We start from the raw sequence: 19,852 nt of genomic DNA, 5'->3' as shown, positions 1-19,852 counted from the left end.
ACACTAACAATGGCGAATTATTTTAATACTCTTCCTTTAAGAGAGCAGTTAGCGCAATTAGCGCAGTGTGAATTTATGGATCCTTCAGAGTTCTCTGAAGGCGTTGATGCTTTAAAAGGAAAAAAACTCGTTATTGTCGGTTGTGGTGCTCAGGGCCTTAACCAAGGTTTGAACTTACGTGATTCAGGCTTAGATGTTTCTTATACATTACGTGAGTCAGCTATTGCCGAGCGTCGTCAATCATTCTTAAACGCAACTGAAAATGGCTTTACTGTTGGTACATACGAAGAACTTATTCCAACAGCAGATGTAGTACTAAACCTAACACCAGATAAACAACATACTTCTGTTGTTACTGCAATCATGCCTTTAATGAAGCAAGGCGCAACACTAGCATATTCACACGGTTTCAATATCGTTGAAGAAGGCATGCAAATTCGTGAAGACTTAACAGTTATCATGGTTGCACCAAAATGCCCTGGCTCTGAGGTTCGTGAAGAATACAAGCGTGGCTTTGGTGTACCGACTCTTATTGCTGTTCACCCTGAAAACGACCCTCAAGGTCATGGTCTTGCACAAGCTAAAGCATACGCTGTTGGCACCGGTGGTCATCGTGCAGGTGTATTAAAGTCATCATTCATTGCAGAAGTAAAATCTGACTTAATGGGCGAGCAAACAATTTTATGCGGTATGCTGCAAACAGGTTCACTACTTTGTTTTGATAAAATGGTCGAAAAAGGCATTGATCCAAGCTACGCATCTAAATTAATTCAATACGGTTGGGAAGTAATCACCGAAGCTCTTAAATACGGTGGCGTCACTAACATGCTTGACCGCCTGTCAAACCCAGCAAAAATAAAAGCGTTTGAACTAGCCGAAGAGCTAAAAACAATTATGCGTCCGCTTTATAACAAGCATATGGACGATATCATCAGCGGTGAGTTTTCTCGTGGCATGATGGCTGATTGGGCTGAAGACGATGCAAAATTACTTGCATGGCGTGCTGAAACAGCTGAAACAGCATTTGAAAAGCAACAAAATACAGATCAAGAAATCAACGAACAAACGTTCTTCGACCAAGGTATTTTAATGGTTGCAATGGTTAAGGCTGGTGTAGAGCTTGCGTTCGAAACCATGACTGCTGCAGGTATTATCGCAGAGTCAGCTTACTATGAGTCATTACACGAAACGCCGCTTATCGCAAATACCATTGCGCGTAAAAAGCTATTCGAAATGAACAGAACAATTTCAGATACAGCAGAATACGGCTGTTACCTATACAACCATGCGTGTTTACCGCTATTACAAGACTTTATGAAAAACATCGACACAGATGTAATTGGTAAAGGCTTAGATACAACAAGTAATCAAGTAGATAACCAAGCATTGATTGCTGTAAACAAAGCTCTACGTGAGCACCCAGTTGAGGTAGTAGGTAGCAAGCTACGTGGTTATATGTCAGCAATGAAGAAAATTGTTTAACCCTGGAAAGTAAGTTTCGCTTGTTAGAAACCAAGCCCAATTGCTAATATGCTTTGGGCTTTTTTTTTGTTCCTACATTGATTCGTCATCTGCAAAGTGTATGCTAAAATTACTGACTTAAATGTTGTAAACTAAGACACTTTCATGGCGTTAAATCAACTCACCATTACTAAAAAGATAACACTGCTTGGCAGTGCAATTGCATTAATTGTTGCCGCTCTCATTGGCGCAACAGCTCTGTACAGTGCAAAACAAATCATCGAACAACGAATGATTGAATCTGAGCTACCTAGCAAGCTACAAGCAATTGATAATTATATTACTCACGATATAAATCAAATGATCAGCGCCGCTGAGCAACTCTCTAGTAACGAATTTGTATTAGAGTGGGCGCGTTCAGGCAATACTGATGATAAAACACTGCTAAAAGAGCTTAACCGCCTTGTTAAGCAATACGATTTAGCAACCGCTTCTTGGGCTAATCGTGAAACGGCACAATACTGGAATCAAGACGGTTTCTTGCGAGTTTTAACTAAAGATCAAGATGGTTGGTTTTTTGCGTTTACTAACACAACACAGCCGTTTTCTATTAGTATCTATCAAGAATCACCAACTGATGTGAAAATGTTTGTAAACCACCAGCAAACCAATGGCATTGGTTTAGCCGGCCTTGCAAAAAGCATTGACGATATGCAAGCAATGCTAAAGCGCTTCCAAATCGAAGAAACAGGGTTTGTATTTTTAGCTGACAAAAATGGGTTAATCCAGCTGCATAAAGATGCTGATAAAGTCGCGAAAGCAAAACTTGATAGTATCTACTCGCCGGGTATTACAAACACACTCTTAACAAACCAAGACTTCAACCTACAAGAAATCGAGCTTAATGGTGAAGCCACTTTAGTTGCTGCAAGTCCAATCAAAAATACAGATCTATTTGTTATCGCTCAGGTACCAAAACATGAAGTATTTTCGAGCATTCAAGTTTTACAATGGCAAATTATAAGCTTTGCTATTGTTATTGCACTTATAGCGAGCTTTGCAGGCTTATTATTAGCACGCACACTGTCATCTCCTCTTTCAAAAATGGCTGAACTGTTTACTCGTTTAGGCTCAGGTGATGCTAATTTAGCGTACCGACTACCTGACTCAGAGCAGCCTGAACTTGCTAATTTATCAGCTGGTTTCAATCAATTTATTTCTAAGATAGAAACAGCAATCAGCCAAGTTGCACAAGAAAGTAGCGAAATAAGACAAAGTGCCTCTCATGTTTTTAAACAAGCGCAAAAGAACTCTGAAGCGCTTGATAATCAAAAAGAGCAAACTATTTCTGTTGCTGCTGCTATTAATGAAATGGGCGCAACCGTGCAAGAGATAGCCTCAAGTGCTGCAAATACTGCCAAGTTAACACAAAGCAGCAAAGATAATACTAAGCAAAGCCACACTCAGGTCACACAAAGTAAAGAAGCGATAATAGAACTGGCGACCGATATCGATAATATTACAGAGCAAGTGAATGAGCTGGCACATAAAACACAAGCCATTGCCAGTATCGTTGACTCAATCAGAGGTATTTCAGAGCAAACAAATTTACTGGCTCTTAATGCGGCTATTGAATCCGCACGAGCTGGTGAGCATGGCCGTGGTTTTGCTGTTGTGGCAGATGAAGTAAGAGCACTTGCAAACCGAACTTCACAATCAACAACTGAAATTCAAACCATGATCAGTGAACTAAGTAGTACCTCTGACTCAGTGGTAAATCATATAAATCACTCGAAATCACAGGCTCAGGTTAGCGTTGAAGCAATGCAAAGTTCAGTAGAATTACTCAATGCCATTAATGATGCAGCTAATGAAATCAATGATATGGCAACACTCATTGCGACCGCTACTGAAGAGCAAAGTAACGTGGTAGCTGATGTAGGCCGCAACATTGAGCAAATTAGTGATATCAGCGATACCGTGATGCGTGAGCAAATTGATACAGAGCAAGCGATTAAAGATTTAGCAAGTAGCGCACAAACCTTAGATGACCTTGTTGCTACATTTGATAAACGCTGACATGTTTTGTAACAGATAACACTGACCCTTTTTTATTCACGGCCTATACTTAAATAGTATTAGGCCATGAATTTAGAGGGTCAGATGAAAACAATTACCGTTGCTTTAATATCGAGTCTGAGTTTTTTAACCGCTTGCAATAGTACACAAACTAACTTAGTTCCCCCACCGCTGTCGTTAACACAAGCCAACGAATTCATTGTATCTGAGGTCGAAAGCCAAGAGCAGATATTTGCATTAACCCCTCAAATTAAAGAGCAGCTCAACACTTCCTTTCCTAAAGAAGCTCGAACGTTACAAAATGCCAAAAAGTTACTTTATTTTTTGCTTAAAAATGGAGACTCGTCACTTTCATATCAATCAGGTGCAACACTTACGGCAGGTCAAAGCTATGCCAATTTAAATGCAAACTGTTTATCGCTATCAATATTAGCCTACAGCTTAGCTGAGCACCTCGGGCTCGAAGGGCAATTTCAACAAGTTCATATACCTGAATATTGGGCCCTCAATAACGGCTTTAATTTGCTAACAGGCCACATAAACTTAAAAGTAAAAGAAAGCAACAAAGCATCCGTAAATCATAAGGTGATTTACCCACAAGAACGGGCAATTATTATCGATTTTGATCCGAATAGTCGCCAAGAAGCATTTAGAACAACTAACATTAATAAAGCCCGAATCACCGCAATGTTCTACAACAACAAAGGTGTTTCAGCAATGCTGAAAAATGACTATGACCTTGCTTACAGTTATTATTTAGCTGCGATTAATGCGGACTATAAATACTCTGGTGCATGGGGAAATCTTGGGGTACTTTTTAGGCTTAACAATGATTTTCAGCGTGCAGAAACAGCGTATCAATATGCAATCACCTTAAACTCAGACAACAACACTGCTCTTGGCAATTTAGCTCGGCTTTATAATTTAACTGACAGAGTACAGCAAGGTCGCGAAATTTTAGCTATGCTCGACAAAAAACGCCAAGCAAACCCGTATTATCATATTTCGCTTGGCAATGATGCCTATACAACAAAACGCTATAGAGATGCTATCAAGCATTACAGAAAAGCCCGTGAGCTTGACCCAAAATTACATGATACCGATTTTGGTTTAGCACGAACTTATTATCAACTTGGCGATTTAAAACTGGCTAAAAAATATTTAACCATGGCTAACGATAAAGCTGACTTTGAGGAAGATAAAAAACGCTATGAAAGCAAGCTACGCGCGCTTCGTTCACATACTGCAAAACTGTCTTATCACGACTAGTTTAATTTACTTTTGCTGTTTTCAAGTCAATGCAAGCTCAAAGAAACAGCTTGAACACGATATAGCGACTCTTACTTCAAACCAGTTTTATGGCCGAAAAACGAATACTGTTGGTGCTAAGCGGGCTGCAGAATATATTACCCAGCGATTTAGTGACCTTGGTTATCAAATTCAACGCCAAGACTTTCACTACTCGGACACCTTTTACCAGCAACCCCAAGCTAGTAACATTATTGCCGTTCAGCCAAACAGCTGCCAATCGTGCAAATTAATCGTGTTAACCGCACATTACGATCACTTAGGTTTACAAGGCAGTCGTCTTTACCCTGGAGCTAATGATAATGCCAGTGGTGTTGCAGCCCTTCTTTATATAGCAGCCATTTTTGCTGAGAAAACATCCCCATATAAGCTTGTGTTTGTTGCTACAGATGCAGAAGAAAATGGCTTACATGGTAGTGATTACTTCGTTTCTACATTAAATCCTAGCAACGTAAAGCTGAACATTAACTTAGACATGTTGGTGGTTAATCAGCACAAACCGCGTATGATCGCATTTTTAAATCATCAATCGCAGTACAAAAACGCCATAAACTCACTGTCTGACGAGAAAATACGGTTTATAGCAACAAGTTCTTCGCACTATTTAAACCGTTTGTTTGATTTAAAAGTTAACTGGCTTAAGGCAAGTGACCACTACTCTTTTGCTAAAGCTGACATTCCTTATATTTACTTTGGTATGGGTCATGATAAGCACCATCATCAAAGCACTGATACGATTGCACACATCAATTTCGATTTATATGAACACGCTATTCAAAAAATAGCTGAATTTATGGACAAGCTAACCGACTAACTTAGTAGGTAATTTAGATGTGGCTACAAACTCTATTTTTTGCGCCTTAGTGAGCTTTTTTACGCGACACTCAAATTTACTTGCCTCACTGCGACTACCCACTTGCTGTTGGTAAATTAATTTAAGCGGCCCTTTGCCTTTTAAATTTTTCGCACCTTTGCCAGCTTGGTGGGCTTCAAAACGTTTTTGCACATTGGTACTGATCCCCGTATACCAATGCCCTAAACGAGTCTGAACAATATACAAATGCCATGAAGCATCTGAGTTATCGCTATTTTTTATTGGATCGGGTAAACTTTCTGTATTATCTGTGGTCAAATTTGTGCCTCGTGATTGTTAATCGCATTTCAGTAAAAACAATTACTGAAAAGGGTTTTACCTTCTGTGACTAATCGGTATCATGCAGTGTATAAAAAATAAGGATTCAAACAAATAATGCAGTCGTTTAAAACTTTTTCTTTTTGGTTAGTACTTACCCTTACTTTAAGTGCTACAGCAGGGTGTTCAAGCTGGGTTTACCGTATCAATATTCCACAAGGTAACTTTTTAGAGCAATCTGACGTTGATAAACTTCGCGTCAATATGACACGCGAACAAGTTCTTTATGTACTTGGTAAACCAGTAGCTGAAGATTCATTCGACAATAATACATGGCATTATCTTTATGTATTTAATATTGGTCGTAGTAACGAACAGCGTAAATCACTAACGCTTAACTTTGAAAACGATAAACTGGTTTCACTTTCAGGTGATTATGAACAGCCAAGTGAATTCAATACACCGCTCGAGCAAGAGTAACGAATCACACTTAACAAAAAGGGTAGCTTAGCTACCCTTTTTGTTATGCTTTATTTAAAGGACGACCGCCCGTTACTTTGTTTGCTCGGCCTTCTTCTTTTGCTTTTTCTGCTCGGCGTCTGCGTGCATCTTTTGGATCTGCAATTAATGGGCGATAAATCTCTATTCTGTCGCCATCCTTAACCTGCTGATTTAATTTGCAGGTTCGATTCCAGATCCCTAATGTTAAATTGTTAGCATCGATTTCAGGACATTTGTCAAAAATACCTGACTTTATCACCGCCTGCTCTGCACTAGTCCCTACTGGTACTTCAACAAGTAAACTTGTCGCTGTGGTAGGTAGCGCATATACAACTTCAACAGTAATCATGTGCGTGCTCCGTAAACAGTTTTCGCGCGCTGAGTAAACGCATTCACCATATTTTTAGCAACTTCGTTAAATATTTTACCAAAAGCAAGCTCAATTAGTTTACTGGCAAATTCAAACTCTAAATGTAAGTGCACTTTGCATGCTTGCTCATCTAGAGGTAAAAACTGCCATTTACCCTGTAGCTTTTTAAACGGCCCATCCACTAAGCGTAGCGTAACCGTTTGCTCATCAATAAAGGTATTTTCGGTGGTGAACCACTTTTTCAAACCTGCTTTCGAGATCTCTAAGCTTGCTGTCATGCCGCTGGTTTGTTGTGCAATTATCTTCGCATCAGAGCAATGCGGCAAAAACTCTGGGTACGCATCTACATCGTTCACAAGATCAAACATTTCTTTACTGCTGTACATTACCAGCGCACTTTTTTCTATCTGCGGCATATTCACTCCCAACTGTGTCGGCGAATTTTAGCAAGCTTTGGCTATTTCCCCAAATTTTAGTAGCGTGAAAATTTATGCAAAGCCTTAAAAAAGCGATGTAAAAACGCTGTTTTTACGTATAATATGAGCCACTATGGCTAAGAAAAAATCATCTAAATCGACAAGTAATACCATCGCGCTTAACAAAAAAGCGCGCCATGAGTATTTTTTACACGATAAGTTCGAAGCAGGGGTTGAACTACAGGGCTGGGAAGTAAAAAGTATCCGAGCTGGTAAAGTAAACATCTCTGAGACTTATATTCATATTAAAAACGGCGAAGCATTTTTACTTGGCAGTCAAATTCAGCCACTCAATAGTGCTTCTACTCACGTGATTTGCGATCCTCTTCGTTATCGTAAGTTACTTTTAAATAAGCGTGAAATCGATCGTCTTATCGGTGCCACAGAACGCGATGGGTTTTCTTTAATCGCAACTGCAATGTACTGGAAAAAATGCTGGGTGAAGTTGGAGTTCCACCTTGCTAAAGGTAAAAAGATGCACGACAAACGCGAAGACGGAAAAAACAAAGATTGGGCGCGTGAAAAAGAACGCCTAATGAAACATAAAGCATAATTCTGCTCTTTGAGCCTAACTTAAGGTTAGGCTCTTATCCCTTATAAACTCTCGCTTTTTACAAATAAATCAATACCCTTTCTAAAAACCCATACTTTTTTGCTATTTCAAACAATATCATTTACATGATATCAATCTTTACTGTGATATTTTCACAATACTTTCACAATTAAACAAGGATTGAAATTTATGAAGAACACCCACCGCTTTATACAGCGACCTCTCTATGCATTTACAATTGCAGCGTTAAGTGGCACAAGTTTTATGTCTGTTGCCGCACAATCAGATGGAGCTGAAAAGGTCGAGCGTATTGAAGTTACAGGTTCTCGCATTAAGCGCTCTGATATTGAAGGCCCTTCACCGGTACAATCTATTAGTCGTGCTGATATCGACAATATGGGTTACGACAATCTACAGCAACTATTGGAGCGTATGCCAGTTGCAGGTAATGGAACTTTCTCTACGCGCGGTAATAACCAAGACTCAACAGCAAATGGTGCCGCTGCAGTGAGTCTTCGTGGCTTAGGTTCAGATGCAACACTGGTACTAATTAATGGCCGCCGTGTATCTATTAGTGCCTTTGCAGAAAGCATTACCAATTCATTTGTTGATATCAACTCAATCCCAGTCTCTGCTATTGAGCGTATCGATATTTTAAAGGATGGCGCATCAGCAATTTATGGTTCTGATGCAGTTGCAGGTGTAGTTAATATCATCTTAAAGAAAGATATCAATGGCCTGGAAGTAAACCTAGGTTACGGCGGTACTGATGGTCCTAACTACGAAGAAAAAACGGCAAGCCTAGTTTGGGGTACGAGTACTGAAAAAAGCAGTGCATCAATCATTATTGACTACTTTAACAACACAGCGCTGTCTTCTGATGAAATGGGTCGCTTAGGTACTGCAAATCAAGAACCTTATGGCGGCATGGATTTTCGTTCATCGCGTGGCTTCCCTGGCTACTTTTACGTAGATGGAGAAAAAACAATTGACCCTGCATGCCCGGCAGAAAATGCCACAGCAAGTGGGAGCTGTTTATTTGACTACGGTCCATTTGGTTATGTAACTCCGGCGTCAGAGCGTGTTGGTGCTATATCACAGTTTGAATACAACTTTGATAACGGTATTTCAGCTTTCTTAGAAGTGGCTGTACAACATAATACATCGCAAGCAGCTGGTGCCCCTACCCCTCTTGATGAAGATGCAGGCTTAACAGTGCCAGCAAGTCATCCAAATAACCCATTTGGCCAAGATATCGAGATTGGTCGCTACAGAACGGTAGATGCAGGCCCTCGTCAATGGGACATTGAGTCAGATACATTACGTTTTGTTGCTGGTTTAAGAGGTGAGATCAGTGACTGGAGCTGGGAAGCGGCAGTTCAAAAAGGCCGTAGTAAATCAATGCAAACAGGTGATAGAAGCCAAGGTTGGGTGCGCACTGATTTCTTACAACAAGAAATTGACGCAGGTAACTATAACCCATTCGGTGGCACCTATAATGACCAAGCAGTTATTGATCGTATTACCACAAGCTTAGTTCGCCGCGGCGAATCTCACATGACATCATTTGATGCAAATATCAGTGGTGAAGCATTTAGCTTTGGCGATGATGTAGTGATGATGGCTGCAGGTATTGAATACCGTGAAGAAGATGTGAGCGATATTCCAGATGACCAATTCCAACGCGGGTTAATCTTTGGTACTGAGTCTGTATCGGCTGCAGCAGAGCGCGATCAGTATGCTGCTTATATTGAGTTTTCAATTCCGTTAGCAGAAAACTTAGAGCTGCAATTAGCAGGTCGTTACGATGATTACAGTGACTTTGGTTCAACAACAAACCCTAAAGTAGCTGTGCGCTGGGCACCAACAGATTCAATTACTGTGCGTGGTTCTTGGGCTCAAGGTTTCCGTGCTCCTTCACTGGCACAAATTGGTTTAGGTCCATCTGAAGAAAGTCAGTTCTTTGTAGATACTTATCGTTGTCAGGCAACGGGACAGGATTGTAATGCTCTAGATTACAATATCCAATTTGCGGGTAACCCGAACCTTGAAGCTGAAGAATCAGAGTCATGGAACGTGGGCTTCATTTGGGCACCAACCGCTGAGTTTGGCTTTGGAATCGATGTATGGAGCATTACACAAGATAATAAGATAGACGAACAAGAGTTCGGCCCTATCTATGATAACAACTGTAACGATCAAAACAGCACTGTGTGTGTGCGTTTAGCACCACAAAATGGTCAAAGTTTAGGTGTAATCCAAAAAGTTTACAGCACCTTTGAAAACGTTTCATCGCAAGAAGTATCGGGTGTTGATGTGTCGGCAAACTACACTCATGCTATGAACGATTACGGCTTCTTAAAATTCAATTTAGAATGGGCATACCAAAACGAATTTAAAAAAGATGGTCGCGATTACACAGGCGAGTACCGTTACCCTGAAAACCGTTGGATTTTCTCAACAAATTGGGAAATGGGTGACTTCAATACCAATGTGAACGTTAGCTACACAGGCGAGTTTGAAGATACACCAGACATCGACTTTGATGGAAACTTAGACTTTGATAGCAACACATCACGTATGGTTGATTCGCAAACACTGGTTGATTTACAAGCTGCGTATAACTTCTCAGATAAAATCAAACTATCTGTGGGTGTGAATAACGTATTTGATGAAGATCCTCCGTTCGCGATCGGCGATGGTGATGGCGACTTATATGGCTATGTATCGAGCGTACATAACCCACGTGGTCGTTATTTCTATACTAAGCTAACAATGCGCTTTAATTAATCTCGTTGAGCTTAAAAACAAAAACCCGCCAATTGGCGGGTTTTTTAATTCGCTAACAAAGGCCTAAATTATAGGTCGCCTTCGTTTTCAGAAAGGAATTTAGCAACACCTTCAGGGCTTGCATCCATACCTTTTTTACCTTCAGTCCAACCTGCCGGACATACTTCACCGTGCTCGCTGTGGAACGCTAGCGCGTCAACCATGCGGATCATTTCGTCGATGTTACGGCCTAGTGGAAGGTCGTTAACTACTTGGTGACGTACGTTACCTTCTTCGTCGATTAGGAAAGAACCACGGAAAGCAACACCAGCTTCTGGGTGCTCAACGTCGTATGCTTTACAGATTTCGTGTTTAACGTCTGCAACTAGTGCATATTTAACTTGACCAATACCACCGTCAGCAACGGCAGTGTTACGCCATGCATTGTGTGAGAATTGTGAATCGATAGAAACACCGATTACTTCAACGCCACGCTTTTGGAACTCTTCAAAACGCTTGTCGAAAGCGATTAACTCTGAAGGACAAACGAAAGTGAAGTCTAACGGGTAAAAGAAGATAACTGCTTTTTTACCTTTGATAGTTTCTTTTAGGTTGAAGTTTTCAACGATTTCACCGTTACCTAGAACAGCTGCTGCAGTAAAGTCTGGTGCCTGACGGCCAACTAATACACCCATTTTTATCTCCAAATATTTGAGTTTATTTCCAATTGCATAAGCAATACTTACCTTTATATGGTTCCAAAAAACTAAAAACCAAGAGTAAGCACTGATATTTTGTAAGATAGTTTAAAGAGGTTACAGAGAAATGAACAATCGGAAATATCGATATCACCAATCGGAAAAATTGATTTAGCTAAGTTACTCATTATCCATTGAATATTAATGAATGTACAACTGACTAAAGAGTAGAGCGTGCCCTCTCAAAGATATATTCTACAGAGCACAACACGCATCTTTAATCAGTACATCGGAAGCTAACTAATCCCTAAGTACTTATGCACCTGAACTGATAAACGCCAATTTTTCTCAATACATGTTTCAATAGCAAGTTTGGTCGCTGACTGCTTTTGACTAATTGGTTGAAGGTACACTAAACGTGGATTCACACCCGTTTTTAAGAATAAGTCTTCAAGCTCTTCAACATGCTTTTGCATTGCAACAGGATGCTTAATTTCATCAGCACGCTGCATCGCACTGCGCAGTACTTTATAGCCACCACGCATATTAATCTTTGGTGATACGGTCACCCATGTTTGCTCAGGCGCTAAAATCTCAAATGTGCCGCTGGTTTCAATTTGAGTTGAGTAGCCGTTTGCATGTAATAATTCACACACTGGATTTAGGTCGTACATGCAAGGCTCACCACCGGTGATCACCACATGTTTAGCGTTATAGCCACGTTCTTTAAATAATGCTAATACTTGCTCTGCTGATGCTTCTGCCCAATGATCAGAATCCGCTTTTTTCTCGACCGTGTCATCAAGAGACACTTTATATACATTATCAACATCCCATGTTTGCTTCGTATCACACCAAGCACAGCCTACAGGGCAGCCTTGTAAACGTAAAAAGATTGAAGGTGTACCCGTAAAACTCGCTTCACCTTGAATTGTTTCAAACACTTCGTTAATTTTGTACAAAAGACATCTCACTTACGACACGACGGTATAAAATACATACCATCAGATAAACCAAAAACACTGGCAAAAATTGTTATTTAGGCCCGAGCCGTGTAGTATATCGCGCCCTGAAGTAAACCTCTATCAAAAGTAAGAGCAAAACAGTTATGACGCAAAAAGTAGTTGTTATTTATTCCGGCGGTATGGACTCGTTTACCGTATTAAATAAAGCCCTGCAACAAGGCCACGAAGTGTATGCCCTGTCGTTCGACTACGGCCAGCGTCATGTTAAAGAGCTTAAAGTTGCCGCTCAAGTATGTGAAAAATTAGGTGTTCCACATAAAATTGTTGATATTTCAGCGATCAACCAATTGATTGGTGGTTCATCACTGACCGACGATATTGACGTGCCAGAAGGTCACTACGAAGAAGAAAGCATGAAGAGCACAATTGTGCCTAACCGCAACATGATCTTACTTTCACTTGCTGTGGGTTATGCGGTGTCTTTAAAAGCCAGCAAAGTTTATTACGGTGCGCACTCAGGCGATCATGCTATTTATCCTGATTGTCGCCCTGAGTTTGTGCAAAAAATGGATGATGTTTGCCGTATTGCTAATTACGACGCTGTTGAGATTTTCAGCCCGTACTTAAACAATACCAAAATCGACATTTTAACAGACGGTTTAAAAATGGGTCTTGATTACAGCCAAACATGGACCTGTTACAACGGCCGCGACAAAGCCTGTGGCAAATGTGGTGCCTGCCAAGAACGCTTAGAAGCTTTCGCATTAAATAACGTTACCGACCCTATCGAGTACGAATAACCATAACGTTTAAGTTTAAAAGGCGAGATTAACTCGCCTTTTTTGATTGTGTTTGTTGGATAAGTTTTAGCAGCTCTGCAGTGGCAGTCGCATCGGCTAATGCTCGGTGATGATTAGTTAAATTCAATTCAAAATGTGCCGCTAAATTACCGAGTGAATAAGACTTAAGCTTTGGAAATGCTTTGCGCGACTCAACCACTGTACATAGCTTTGGCATTTTAAAGCCCTGCCCGATTGCACTGTATTCTTTGCGAATAAAACCGTAATCAAAATTCACATTATGGGCAACAAAAACACTGCCTTTTAAAAGTGAACGCAGTGTATCGGCAACCTCTTCAAAGCGAGGAGCATCACGCACCATCGCAGCATTAATTCCTGTTAGCTTAGTGATAAAGGCAGGAATACTTCGCTCAGGATTGATTAAACTTGCCCATTGCTTTATCACTTCGCCCGCTTGTAACTGCACAACTGCAATTTCGGTGATTTTATTATTACCTTGTACGCCACCCGTGGTTTCTATATCAACGACACTATAAATACGGTTCGGATCATTAAACCAATTTACTGCGACGATCTTTACTGCAAAGCCCTGCTGTTTTAACACCTCAATACTGACAAGTTGGTTACGTCTTAGTTTGTCGCCAGGGGCTTTTACTTCTTCAAAGGTGAGCTTATCCCCTTTTAGCACCATCAAGTCTGGGTAACCGTCTTTTAGCTGCTTAAAGGTTTTTGACATTTGTAATAAATGCGCTTTTAAATTTGCAAGCGGGCTGTGTTTTATTAATACCTCTAGCGGCTCTAAAATATCGCTATGCCACATAAAAACACCATTAGGTGTTTCGTAAAACTGCCCTGCATTTTTGCAGACATGTTTATACAAGGCTTCATTGCTAGTGAAATTTGCAAGCTTTTGCTCAATTTGTGTTTGTTGCAAAGTGTAAAAGCAATCAGCCTGCAACACCTTTGGGTAAATATCAAATTCATTACACGGCGGGTGCGGAGTCTCTATAAAAAGCTCTTGCCAAAACGTTAAGGTAAAGAAGCTCAACCAAAGGTTATTCTCAGTAAAAAATACCGTGTTACCAAGCTGTTGATAGTGCTCGCACACTCCTTGCTCTACATCGCCACGGTAAATATCATCAACCTCTAATTGATGCTCTGTATCCATGAGCATTTGTGTTAAGCGTGAACGTTGTTGCTTGTTATATTTACGCTGTAAAAAATCTTCAGCAAAATACAAAATGCCATCATCAAGTGGGTCTTGAATAATACTTTCAAGCTTTTGCTCAACCCAGTCTTTATCTCCTTGCTTATAACGCTGGCGAATAGCTAGCTCTTGCGCTTCACTGCTGCCTTCACAGTGCTCAAGTAACTCAAATGCAAATGCTAAGTTATGCTCTTTGAGTTGTTTGTATAGGCGAATAAGTAACTTATTTTTAATACTCTGGGCTAGTTCATCTTCACAGCTGATAGCTAAAAGCGCATGGGCTAAGTTTTGATACTGTGTTTGTGACTCGCTTTGCTTAAACTGCATGCGTAATTGGTTTAATTGATAATGTGTTTGTGCCTCGGCTAGCGTTTGAAAACGCGATAAGCTCTCGCTGACATCGCTACGCACTTTTGCAATTCCTAAGTCACGCATCACAAATCGGTTTTGATGATTTATATCGCCGCCACTCAGTCGGCCACTGTATAAAAACTCAAAATATTCATAATATTGGTCTCGGCTATTAACTACAAACTGACTAAACAATGCCTCTAAATCAGCGTGGCTACGATCGATATGTTGTTTACACAGTTGGGTTAAGCTCTGTTTACTGGCTGACTTTTTGTAATCAGCTTGAGTTGCCATTAACGCATCGTTTGCTAATAAGGTTAACAGGGTTGGCTTTGTTAAATGTTCAAGCAATAGATCTAATTCGTCGTTGTTAGGATGCGCTACCAGTCCTTGTTGTTTTAACTTAAAAATAGCACCGTGAAGATTAGGGATCTCTTCATAATTTAATGATGACAATGCGACAATTTTTGGCTTACGAGAATAAATACGCAGCAAAGTACACAAGCTTTGCTCATCAAGTTGAAGGAGTTTTTTAAGAAATTGCTGCTGCTCTGCTAAAAGCAGATGCCTGCACTGAGATTGAATAAACTCAGCAAGCTCAAAGAAGTGACTTAAATAATATTTTGCTGGTAATTGTGTTTTCATAGCCAAACCCGACACTGTATATAATTACAGTATCGGGTATTAGCTAAGCGATTTCAATATTTGAGGCTATTTAACTTTTAAAATACCCACAACCGCGCAAATTGCGCCACCCACCATACCTAACCAAGCTTCAATCGGCGTATCGCCGCTAAAAGTTCGGCTAATTTGCGCACTCGCCGAGTCATACACGTTGTAACCCCAAACCGCGAGTGCTACACCAATAACAATTAAAGCAATCCCTATAATTTTTCCCATTGTGTTGTTCCTTATTGTTGTTTTTTATTACATGTTAGTACGAACAGTTTTGCACATAAAATAATTAGCTGCAAAACCTTAAGCAATAATCAAACTAAAGATTATGTTTTGCCCACTTAACGAAACATGAAGCTCTGCACCAATTGCTCGACTTAACGCCTTGGCAATGGATAAACCTAAACCGAAGTTATCATTAGACGTTCTGGCACTGTCTTTTTGCCATAGTGGATCAAATAACTGGCTAATATCTTCATCTGTTAAGGATACTTTTAATTCATTAGTAACAGAGAATTGCAACTTACCCTCGTCATTCAACTGCGTACTTACAATCACTACGCTCTTTTCTGGGCTATATTGTTTGGCGTTATTGACAAGGTTGGTGATGATTGATTCAAGTGCAAATAGATTACTAACAATCGCCGGTATATCTTCTTGAAGTGCAAATTCAACTCGCTCTAAATCGCACTTTTCTAAAATGCGCATTATGACCTGATTTAAATCACAAGCGTCTTGTTTTGGTAAGGCTTCATTACTGTATTTATGCAGTAGCAATAAGTTCGACACAATGCTTTTTAACCGTTGGCTAATTTTTAGTACCTCGGGTTTAAAATCGGCTTCAAATTCTTTTTCATCAGGAAAACGAATTGCCACTTCGGTCATGTTGATTAGCTCAGCAATAGGGGTTTTTAGTTCGTGAGCGATGTCTGAGGTTAAACGTTTTTCGCGAAAGTAAAGCTGCCTATTTTCTTGAATAAAGGCATTTAAGCTATTTACAATCGGCTGCAGCTCTTTAACTGGTTCTTCAACGACAATTATTGCGTTTTTATCAGCGATACTGAGCTTACTTATATCACGATTTAATTTATTGAGTGGTGCTAGCGAGCTGTCGACCGATTTACGCACAAATAAACGAATAAAGACAATGACTGTTACTGTGGTTACCACAAAAATAATGTCGATAAGCCATAATATAAAATCAACTTCTTCGGAAGATGCGGCATAAGCCAACGTGAGTGTTTTAAAGTTCGGCTTACTCACCCCATCATAAGAGCTGTGGTGCGAATGTGGATCAAACTGCGGTTGAAAGCGAGTATAAATGATCCGTCCATCTCGACCATCTGGTAACTGGGTGGTCATTATTTTCGCTTCACCGAGTTTTAGTTCTTGAAACTTAAGGCTCTTTACTGGAAATAAATCAAGACTTGGTGAGCGAATAAGTACGCCCTCATCAGTCCACATTTGAAAATACTCAGGTTCAACTCGGCCATCAAACTCTGGCATAAACTCACCTGGGTGGTTAAAACCTATCCCTTGGTCGTCCTCATGCACCAGTGTCATTAGCATACCAGCTTTTGAGTGTAAGCCACGGTTAAACTCATTATCTATCCAGCTGTCGACGGCAATATCTGTAGCTAATAAAATACCTAAAACAAGCCCTGTTATAGCTATAGATAGAGTAAAAACTAATTTACTGCGAATTGATTTCATCACCTTCCTTGAATTATGTAACCAAAGCCGCGCTTGGTTTGAATAGGTAACTCACCACCTGCCGCTCTAACCTTTTTACGTGCCGATGATAAATGCGCCTCAATAGAGTTTTTCGAAACCAAGTCATATTGTCCAGCAATATAAGTACTTAACTTTTCTGATGTAATAACTTTATTTTGATTACTAAATAAGCACTCAACAATTTTGTATTCGTTGGGTGTAAGGTCGATGACAGTGTCACCGACTTGCAACAGTTTTAATTGTAAGTTCAAAGACAGGTTATCGATGCGGATCACGTCACTGATTGTTTTCAAGCCACCGCGACGCATCAAGTTTAATAACCTTGCATGAAGCTCATCAAACGAAAATGGTTTTGTTAGGTAGTCATCGGCCCCTGTCAGCAGCCCTTTCACTTTGTCTTCAGGCTCTTGCTTGGCAGATAAAATCAGCACACGCACATCGAGCTGCTTTGCTCTAATTGTTTGTAATAGGGTAATACCATCAATGCTGGGTAACATAATGTCGAGTATGATTAATTCGTAATCTCCTGTCATTGCCATACTCAAACCTTCAGCACCATCGCCAGTTTCATCAATGGTAAAACCTAGGTTTTCAAGGCCAATTCGTAGACTACGTCTTAATGACACTGAATCTTCAATAATTAACAATTTCATATGTTACTCAAATAGGTAAAAACACTTTTACGTCATCAGGTTACGCCAACAAACTTAAGATTCACTTAAGATTTACTGAAGTTTTTCTGGTTTAGAAAATATTAAGATTACCATAAGGATTTCTTAAGTTTTGCTTCCTACTATTGCCGTAGTTTCGATTAAGTAAGTACGACTATGACAGCAAAACTCTCCGTTTTAAAACCTTTGTTTCGTTTTACCTTATTATTAATGGCAGTTTTTATGCTGTCGAGAATTGGCTTGCTGATATGGCAACAGCAACGGCTCGTTGATGGCGATAGCTTAGCGGTGCTAATGGGTGGCCTGAGAATCGACTTGAGTAGCCTTGGTTACTTATCAGCCTTAGCTGTTTTGATGTTACTTGCTAACGTGTTTTTGCGCAGTAAGACCGCTTTATTTCAACATGCTTTTACTCTTTATAGCAGCCTAGTTGTGACTTTAATCGTGGTTGTTGAGGCTTCGACACCCGCGTTTATTAACCAATACGATGTGCGACCAAATCGCTTATTTGTCGAATACCTAGATTATCCTCAAGAAGTATTCTCTATGCTGTTAAATGGCCATCTGCTGGCTATGATAAGCAGCTTAATTATTGCAACATTAAGTTGTGTGTTTACGTATCGCTTTATAAGCGCAGCATTTAGTAAACAACAGAACACTAAAAAAGTTAGCCAAGTTGTAATACTCGTTACCACCTTATTAGTTTGTTTAATTAGCGCAAGAGGTACTGTAAGTCATCGCCCGTTAAATCCTGCGTTAGTGTACTTTTCAAGTGACTCGCTGGTTAACTCCTTGGCCCTTAATTCAACTTACAGTGTCGCATTTGCTATTAAAAATATGGGCAATGAAAAAAATGCCAGTAGTTTGTATGGCACCATGCCACGTAATGAAATTTTACAAACAGTCAAGCAAGCCGCCTATAAACAGCAATTTATCACTGAGAGTATTCCTACTCTTGCTAACAACCTGCCTTTTAACACCGGTAAACAAAAGAATTTAGTTATCATTTTAGAAGAAAGCTTAGGCGCACGCTTTGTTGGTGAATTAGGTGGTATTGGCGTGACTCCTGAACTAGATAAGCTTTATCAACAAGGCTGGGGGTTTGATAATTTATACGCTACTGGCACACGCTCTGTTCGTGGTATCGAAGCAGTTACAACTGGGTTTACTCCTTCCCCTTCACGCTCTGTGGTAAAACTTTCTAAATCACAGCGCAACTTTTTTTCTCTTGCCGATGTATTAACCCGCACCGGTTATACCACCCAATTTATCTACGGCGGTGAAAGCCATTTTGATAACATGAAAAGCTTTTTCTTAGGGAATGGCTTTAGCGATATTGTCGATATTAATGACATACAAAGCCCAGAGTTTATCTCATCTTGGGGAGTAAGCGACGAAGACTTGTTTAATCAAGCTGATAAAGAGCTAAACGAGTTAAATAAAACGGGCAAGCCTTTTTTCAGCCTTGTGTTTACGTCAAGTAACCACGACCCATTCGATATACCAGAAGGTAAAGTAACGCTACCTGATGGCCACGACCCAGAAAACTACAAACGCGACCTAGCAATTAAATACGCTGATTATGCACTAGGTAAATTCATCGCAAAGGCAAAAACGCAAAATTACTGGCAAGACACGGTATTTTTAGTGGTTGCTGATCATGATGTACGGGTGTTTGGCTCAGAGCCTGTACCGCTTAAATCTTTCCATATTCCTGCTGTGATCCTAAACAGTGATGTAAAAGCAAAGCGCGATACTCGCTTAGTCAGCCAAATAGACTTACCTGCTACTTTGTTGTCTTTATTAGGTGTAGGGCAAGCAACTCCCATGCTTGGCTATGACTTAACTAAACAATACCCTGTTGAGCGCGCCATGATGCAGTACTACGACAACTTTGCTTATGTAGAAAATGGTGAGGCGGTAATACTAATGCCAAACCAAAAAGTGAGTTATTGGCGTTATGACACAACCAATAAAAGCCAAGTTGCCATTGATAAACCCACCACTGACTTAAATCTTGCCAAAAAAGCGCTGGCTCATGTCTTATTTAGCAATCTTGCTTATACCGAAAAGCTGTATCGCTTACCGAATAAATCATAGCG

Annotated in this window: 18 protein-coding genes; 9 read left to right on the top strand and 9 right to left on the bottom strand. The window is 40.2% G+C overall.

All coding sequences use genetic code 11. The features are described from left to right. Nucleotides 1–9 precede the first annotated feature (9 nt). The 4 genes from ilvC (at nucleotide 10) to L1267_RS16635 (ending at nucleotide 5,662) form a co-directional block, all read left to right on the top strand. Nucleotides 10–1,482 carry a ketol-acid reductoisomerase gene (ilvC, locus tag L1267_RS16650; protein ID WP_135924059.1) on the top strand — a complete coding sequence of 491 codons (1,473 nt, stop codon included), beginning with the start codon at nucleotides 10–12 and terminating at the stop codon, nucleotides 1,480–1,482. Between the two features lie 144 nt (nucleotides 1,483–1,626). Next, complete coding sequence (locus L1267_RS16645; protein WP_135924058.1) at nucleotides 1,627–3,540, top strand: methyl-accepting chemotaxis protein; 1,914 nt, start codon at nucleotides 1,627–1,629, stop codon at nucleotides 3,538–3,540. An 84-nt stretch (nucleotides 3,541–3,624) separates the two neighbouring features. After that, the gene (locus L1267_RS16640) at nucleotides 3,625–4,809 is read left to right on the top strand and encodes a tetratricopeptide repeat protein (RefSeq protein WP_235383489.1); all 1,185 of its coding nucleotides are present in this window, start codon (nucleotides 3,625–3,627) and stop codon (nucleotides 4,807–4,809) included. Beyond that, nucleotides 4,751–5,662 (top strand): M28 family peptidase, encoded by a 912-nt coding sequence (locus tag L1267_RS16635; RefSeq protein WP_235383488.1) that lies wholly within the window; start codon nucleotides 4,751–4,753, stop codon nucleotides 5,660–5,662. The genes L1267_RS16640 and L1267_RS16635 overlap by 59 nt, the downstream gene beginning before the upstream one ends. Here the strand turns inward: L1267_RS16635 and L1267_RS16630 are convergent. Further along, complete coding sequence (locus tag L1267_RS16630; RefSeq protein WP_235383487.1) at nucleotides 5,651–5,980, bottom strand: GIY-YIG nuclease family protein; 330 nt, start codon at nucleotides 5,978–5,980, stop codon at nucleotides 5,651–5,653. The genes L1267_RS16635 and L1267_RS16630 overlap by 12 nt on opposite strands. Before the next feature lie 117 nt (nucleotides 5,981–6,097). Between L1267_RS16630 and L1267_RS16625 the strand changes: the two genes are divergently transcribed. After that, entirely contained in the window at nucleotides 6,098–6,460 is a 363-nt protein-coding gene (locus L1267_RS16625) for an outer membrane protein assembly factor BamE (RefSeq protein WP_135924054.1), read from the top strand. Between the two features lie 43 nt (nucleotides 6,461–6,503). On the opposite strand, the gene L1267_RS16620 is transcribed toward L1267_RS16625, so the two are convergent. Together L1267_RS16620 and L1267_RS16615 are read right to left on the bottom strand one after the other, a co-directional pair. Next, the gene (locus L1267_RS16620; RefSeq protein WP_135924053.1) at nucleotides 6,504–6,830 is read right to left on the bottom strand and encodes an RnfH family protein; all 327 of its coding nucleotides are present in this window, start codon (nucleotides 6,828–6,830) and stop codon (nucleotides 6,504–6,506) included. Next, nucleotides 6,827–7,267, bottom strand: a complete 441-nt coding sequence (locus L1267_RS16615; protein ID WP_135924052.1) for a type II toxin-antitoxin system RatA family toxin — start codon at nucleotides 7,265–7,267, stop codon at nucleotides 6,827–6,829. Before L1267_RS16615 ends, L1267_RS16620 begins: the two co-directional genes overlap by 4 nt. 133 nt (nucleotides 7,268–7,400) lie before the next feature. On the opposite strand from L1267_RS16615, the gene smpB reads away from it, so the two are divergent. After that, complete coding sequence (gene smpB / locus L1267_RS16610; RefSeq protein ID WP_063700124.1) at nucleotides 7,401–7,880, top strand: SsrA-binding protein SmpB; 480 nt, start codon at nucleotides 7,401–7,403, stop codon at nucleotides 7,878–7,880. 264 nt (nucleotides 7,881–8,144) lie between these two features. After that, a complete protein-coding gene (locus tag L1267_RS16605) occupies nucleotides 8,145–10,670 on the top strand; it encodes a TonB-dependent receptor (RefSeq protein ID WP_442960566.1) in 2,526 nt (841 codons plus the stop codon). A gap of 68 nt (nucleotides 10,671–10,738) precedes the next feature. Here L1267_RS16605 and L1267_RS16600 read toward each other — a convergent pair whose 3' ends face one another. Both L1267_RS16600 and queE read right to left on the bottom strand, forming a co-directional pair. Further along, nucleotides 10,739–11,344 (bottom strand): peroxiredoxin C, encoded by a 606-nt coding sequence (locus L1267_RS16600; protein ID WP_135924050.1) that lies wholly within the window; start codon nucleotides 11,342–11,344, stop codon nucleotides 10,739–10,741. A gap of 299 nt (nucleotides 11,345–11,643) precedes the next feature. Beyond that, nucleotides 11,644–12,309, bottom strand: coding sequence for a 7-carboxy-7-deazaguanine synthase QueE (gene queE / locus L1267_RS16595; protein WP_135924049.1), 666 nt, complete (start codon nucleotides 12,307–12,309; stop codon nucleotides 11,644–11,646). A 122-nt stretch (nucleotides 12,310–12,431) separates the two neighbouring features. On the opposite strand from queE, the gene queC reads away from it, so the two are divergent. Continuing rightward, a complete protein-coding gene (queC, locus tag L1267_RS16590; protein ID WP_281546462.1) occupies nucleotides 12,432–13,112 on the top strand; it encodes a 7-cyano-7-deazaguanine synthase QueC in 681 nt (226 codons plus the stop codon). 28 nt (nucleotides 13,113–13,140) lie between these two features. Here queC and L1267_RS16585 read toward each other — a convergent pair whose 3' ends face one another. The 4 genes from L1267_RS16585 to L1267_RS16570 all read right to left on the bottom strand — a co-directional run bounded on the left by L1267_RS16585 (nucleotide 13,141) and on the right by L1267_RS16570 (nucleotide 17,732). After that, nucleotides 13,141–15,315 (bottom strand): exonuclease domain-containing protein, encoded by a 2,175-nt coding sequence (locus tag L1267_RS16585; protein WP_235383485.1) that lies wholly within the window; start codon nucleotides 15,313–15,315, stop codon nucleotides 13,141–13,143. A gap of 66 nt (nucleotides 15,316–15,381) precedes the next feature. Continuing rightward, entirely contained in the window at nucleotides 15,382–15,570 is a 189-nt protein-coding gene (locus tag L1267_RS16580; protein WP_135924046.1) for a DUF3185 family protein, read from the bottom strand. A gap of 78 nt (nucleotides 15,571–15,648) precedes the next feature. Continuing rightward, a complete protein-coding gene (locus L1267_RS16575; protein WP_235383484.1) occupies nucleotides 15,649–17,058 on the bottom strand; it encodes a sensor histidine kinase in 1,410 nt (469 codons plus the stop codon). Continuing rightward, the gene (locus tag L1267_RS16570; RefSeq protein ID WP_135924044.1) at nucleotides 17,058–17,732 is read right to left on the bottom strand and encodes a response regulator transcription factor; all 675 of its coding nucleotides are present in this window, start codon (nucleotides 17,730–17,732) and stop codon (nucleotides 17,058–17,060) included. Before L1267_RS16570 ends, L1267_RS16575 begins: the two co-directional genes overlap by 1 nt. Nucleotides 17,733–17,906: 174 nt before the next feature. Here L1267_RS16570 and L1267_RS16565 point away from each other — a divergent pair, with 174 nt between their 5' ends. Further along, the gene (locus L1267_RS16565) at nucleotides 17,907–19,850 is read left to right on the top strand and encodes an LTA synthase family protein (protein ID WP_235383483.1); all 1,944 of its coding nucleotides are present in this window, start codon (nucleotides 17,907–17,909) and stop codon (nucleotides 19,848–19,850) included. Nucleotides 19,851–19,852: the final 2 nt, after the last annotated feature.

The sequence above is a fragment of the Pseudoalteromonas sp. OFAV1 genome, from assembly GCF_021532595.1.
Classification (GTDB): Bacteria; Pseudomonadota; Gammaproteobacteria; order Enterobacterales; family Alteromonadaceae; genus Pseudoalteromonas; species Pseudoalteromonas lipolytica_C.
Note: the sequence above shows the minus strand (reverse complement) of the source record. Positions and strands in the feature narration are given on the sequence as shown.

Excerpts from the sequence above, each read along its gene's own strand:
- L1267_RS16570 (WP_135924044.1), bottom strand. The coding sequence starts at position 17,732 with ATGAAATTGTTAATTATTGAAGATTCAGTGTCATTAAGACGTAGTCTA.
- L1267_RS16600 (WP_135924050.1), bottom strand. The coding sequence starts at position 11,344 with ATGGGTGTATTAGTTGGCCGTCAGGCACCAGACTTTACTGCAGCAGCT.
- L1267_RS16635 (WP_235383488.1), top strand. The coding sequence starts at position 4,751 with ATGAAAGCAAGCTACGCGCGCTTCGTTCACATACTGCAAAACTGTCTT.
- smpB (WP_063700124.1), top strand. The coding sequence starts at position 7,401 with ATGGCTAAGAAAAAATCATCTAAATCGACAAGTAATACCATCGCGCTT.
- L1267_RS16615 (WP_135924052.1), bottom strand. The coding sequence starts at position 7,267 with ATGCCGCAGATAGAAAAAAGTGCGCTGGTAATGTACAGCAGTAAAGAA.
- L1267_RS16580 (WP_135924046.1), bottom strand. The coding sequence starts at position 15,570 with ATGGGAAAAATTATAGGGATTGCTTTAATTGTTATTGGTGTAGCACTC.
- ilvC (WP_135924059.1), top strand. The coding sequence starts at position 10 with ATGGCGAATTATTTTAATACTCTTCCTTTAAGAGAGCAGTTAGCGCAA.
- L1267_RS16625 (WP_135924054.1), top strand. The coding sequence starts at position 6,098 with ATGCAGTCGTTTAAAACTTTTTCTTTTTGGTTAGTACTTACCCTTACT.
- L1267_RS16565 (WP_235383483.1), top strand. The coding sequence starts at position 17,907 with ATGACAGCAAAACTCTCCGTTTTAAAACCTTTGTTTCGTTTTACCTTA.
- L1267_RS16605 (WP_442960566.1), top strand. The coding sequence starts at position 8,145 with ATGTCTGTTGCCGCACAATCAGATGGAGCTGAAAAGGTCGAGCGTATT.
- L1267_RS16620 (WP_135924053.1), bottom strand. The coding sequence starts at position 6,830 with ATGATTACTGTTGAAGTTGTATATGCGCTACCTACCACAGCGACAAGT.
- L1267_RS16575 (WP_235383484.1), bottom strand. The coding sequence starts at position 17,058 with ATGAAATCAATTCGCAGTAAATTAGTTTTTACTCTATCTATAGCTATA.
- L1267_RS16640 (WP_235383489.1), top strand. The coding sequence starts at position 3,625 with ATGAAAACAATTACCGTTGCTTTAATATCGAGTCTGAGTTTTTTAACC.
- L1267_RS16585 (WP_235383485.1), bottom strand. The coding sequence starts at position 15,315 with ATGAAAACACAATTACCAGCAAAATATTATTTAAGTCACTTCTTTGAG.
- L1267_RS16645 (WP_135924058.1), top strand. The coding sequence starts at position 1,627 with ATGGCGTTAAATCAACTCACCATTACTAAAAAGATAACACTGCTTGGC.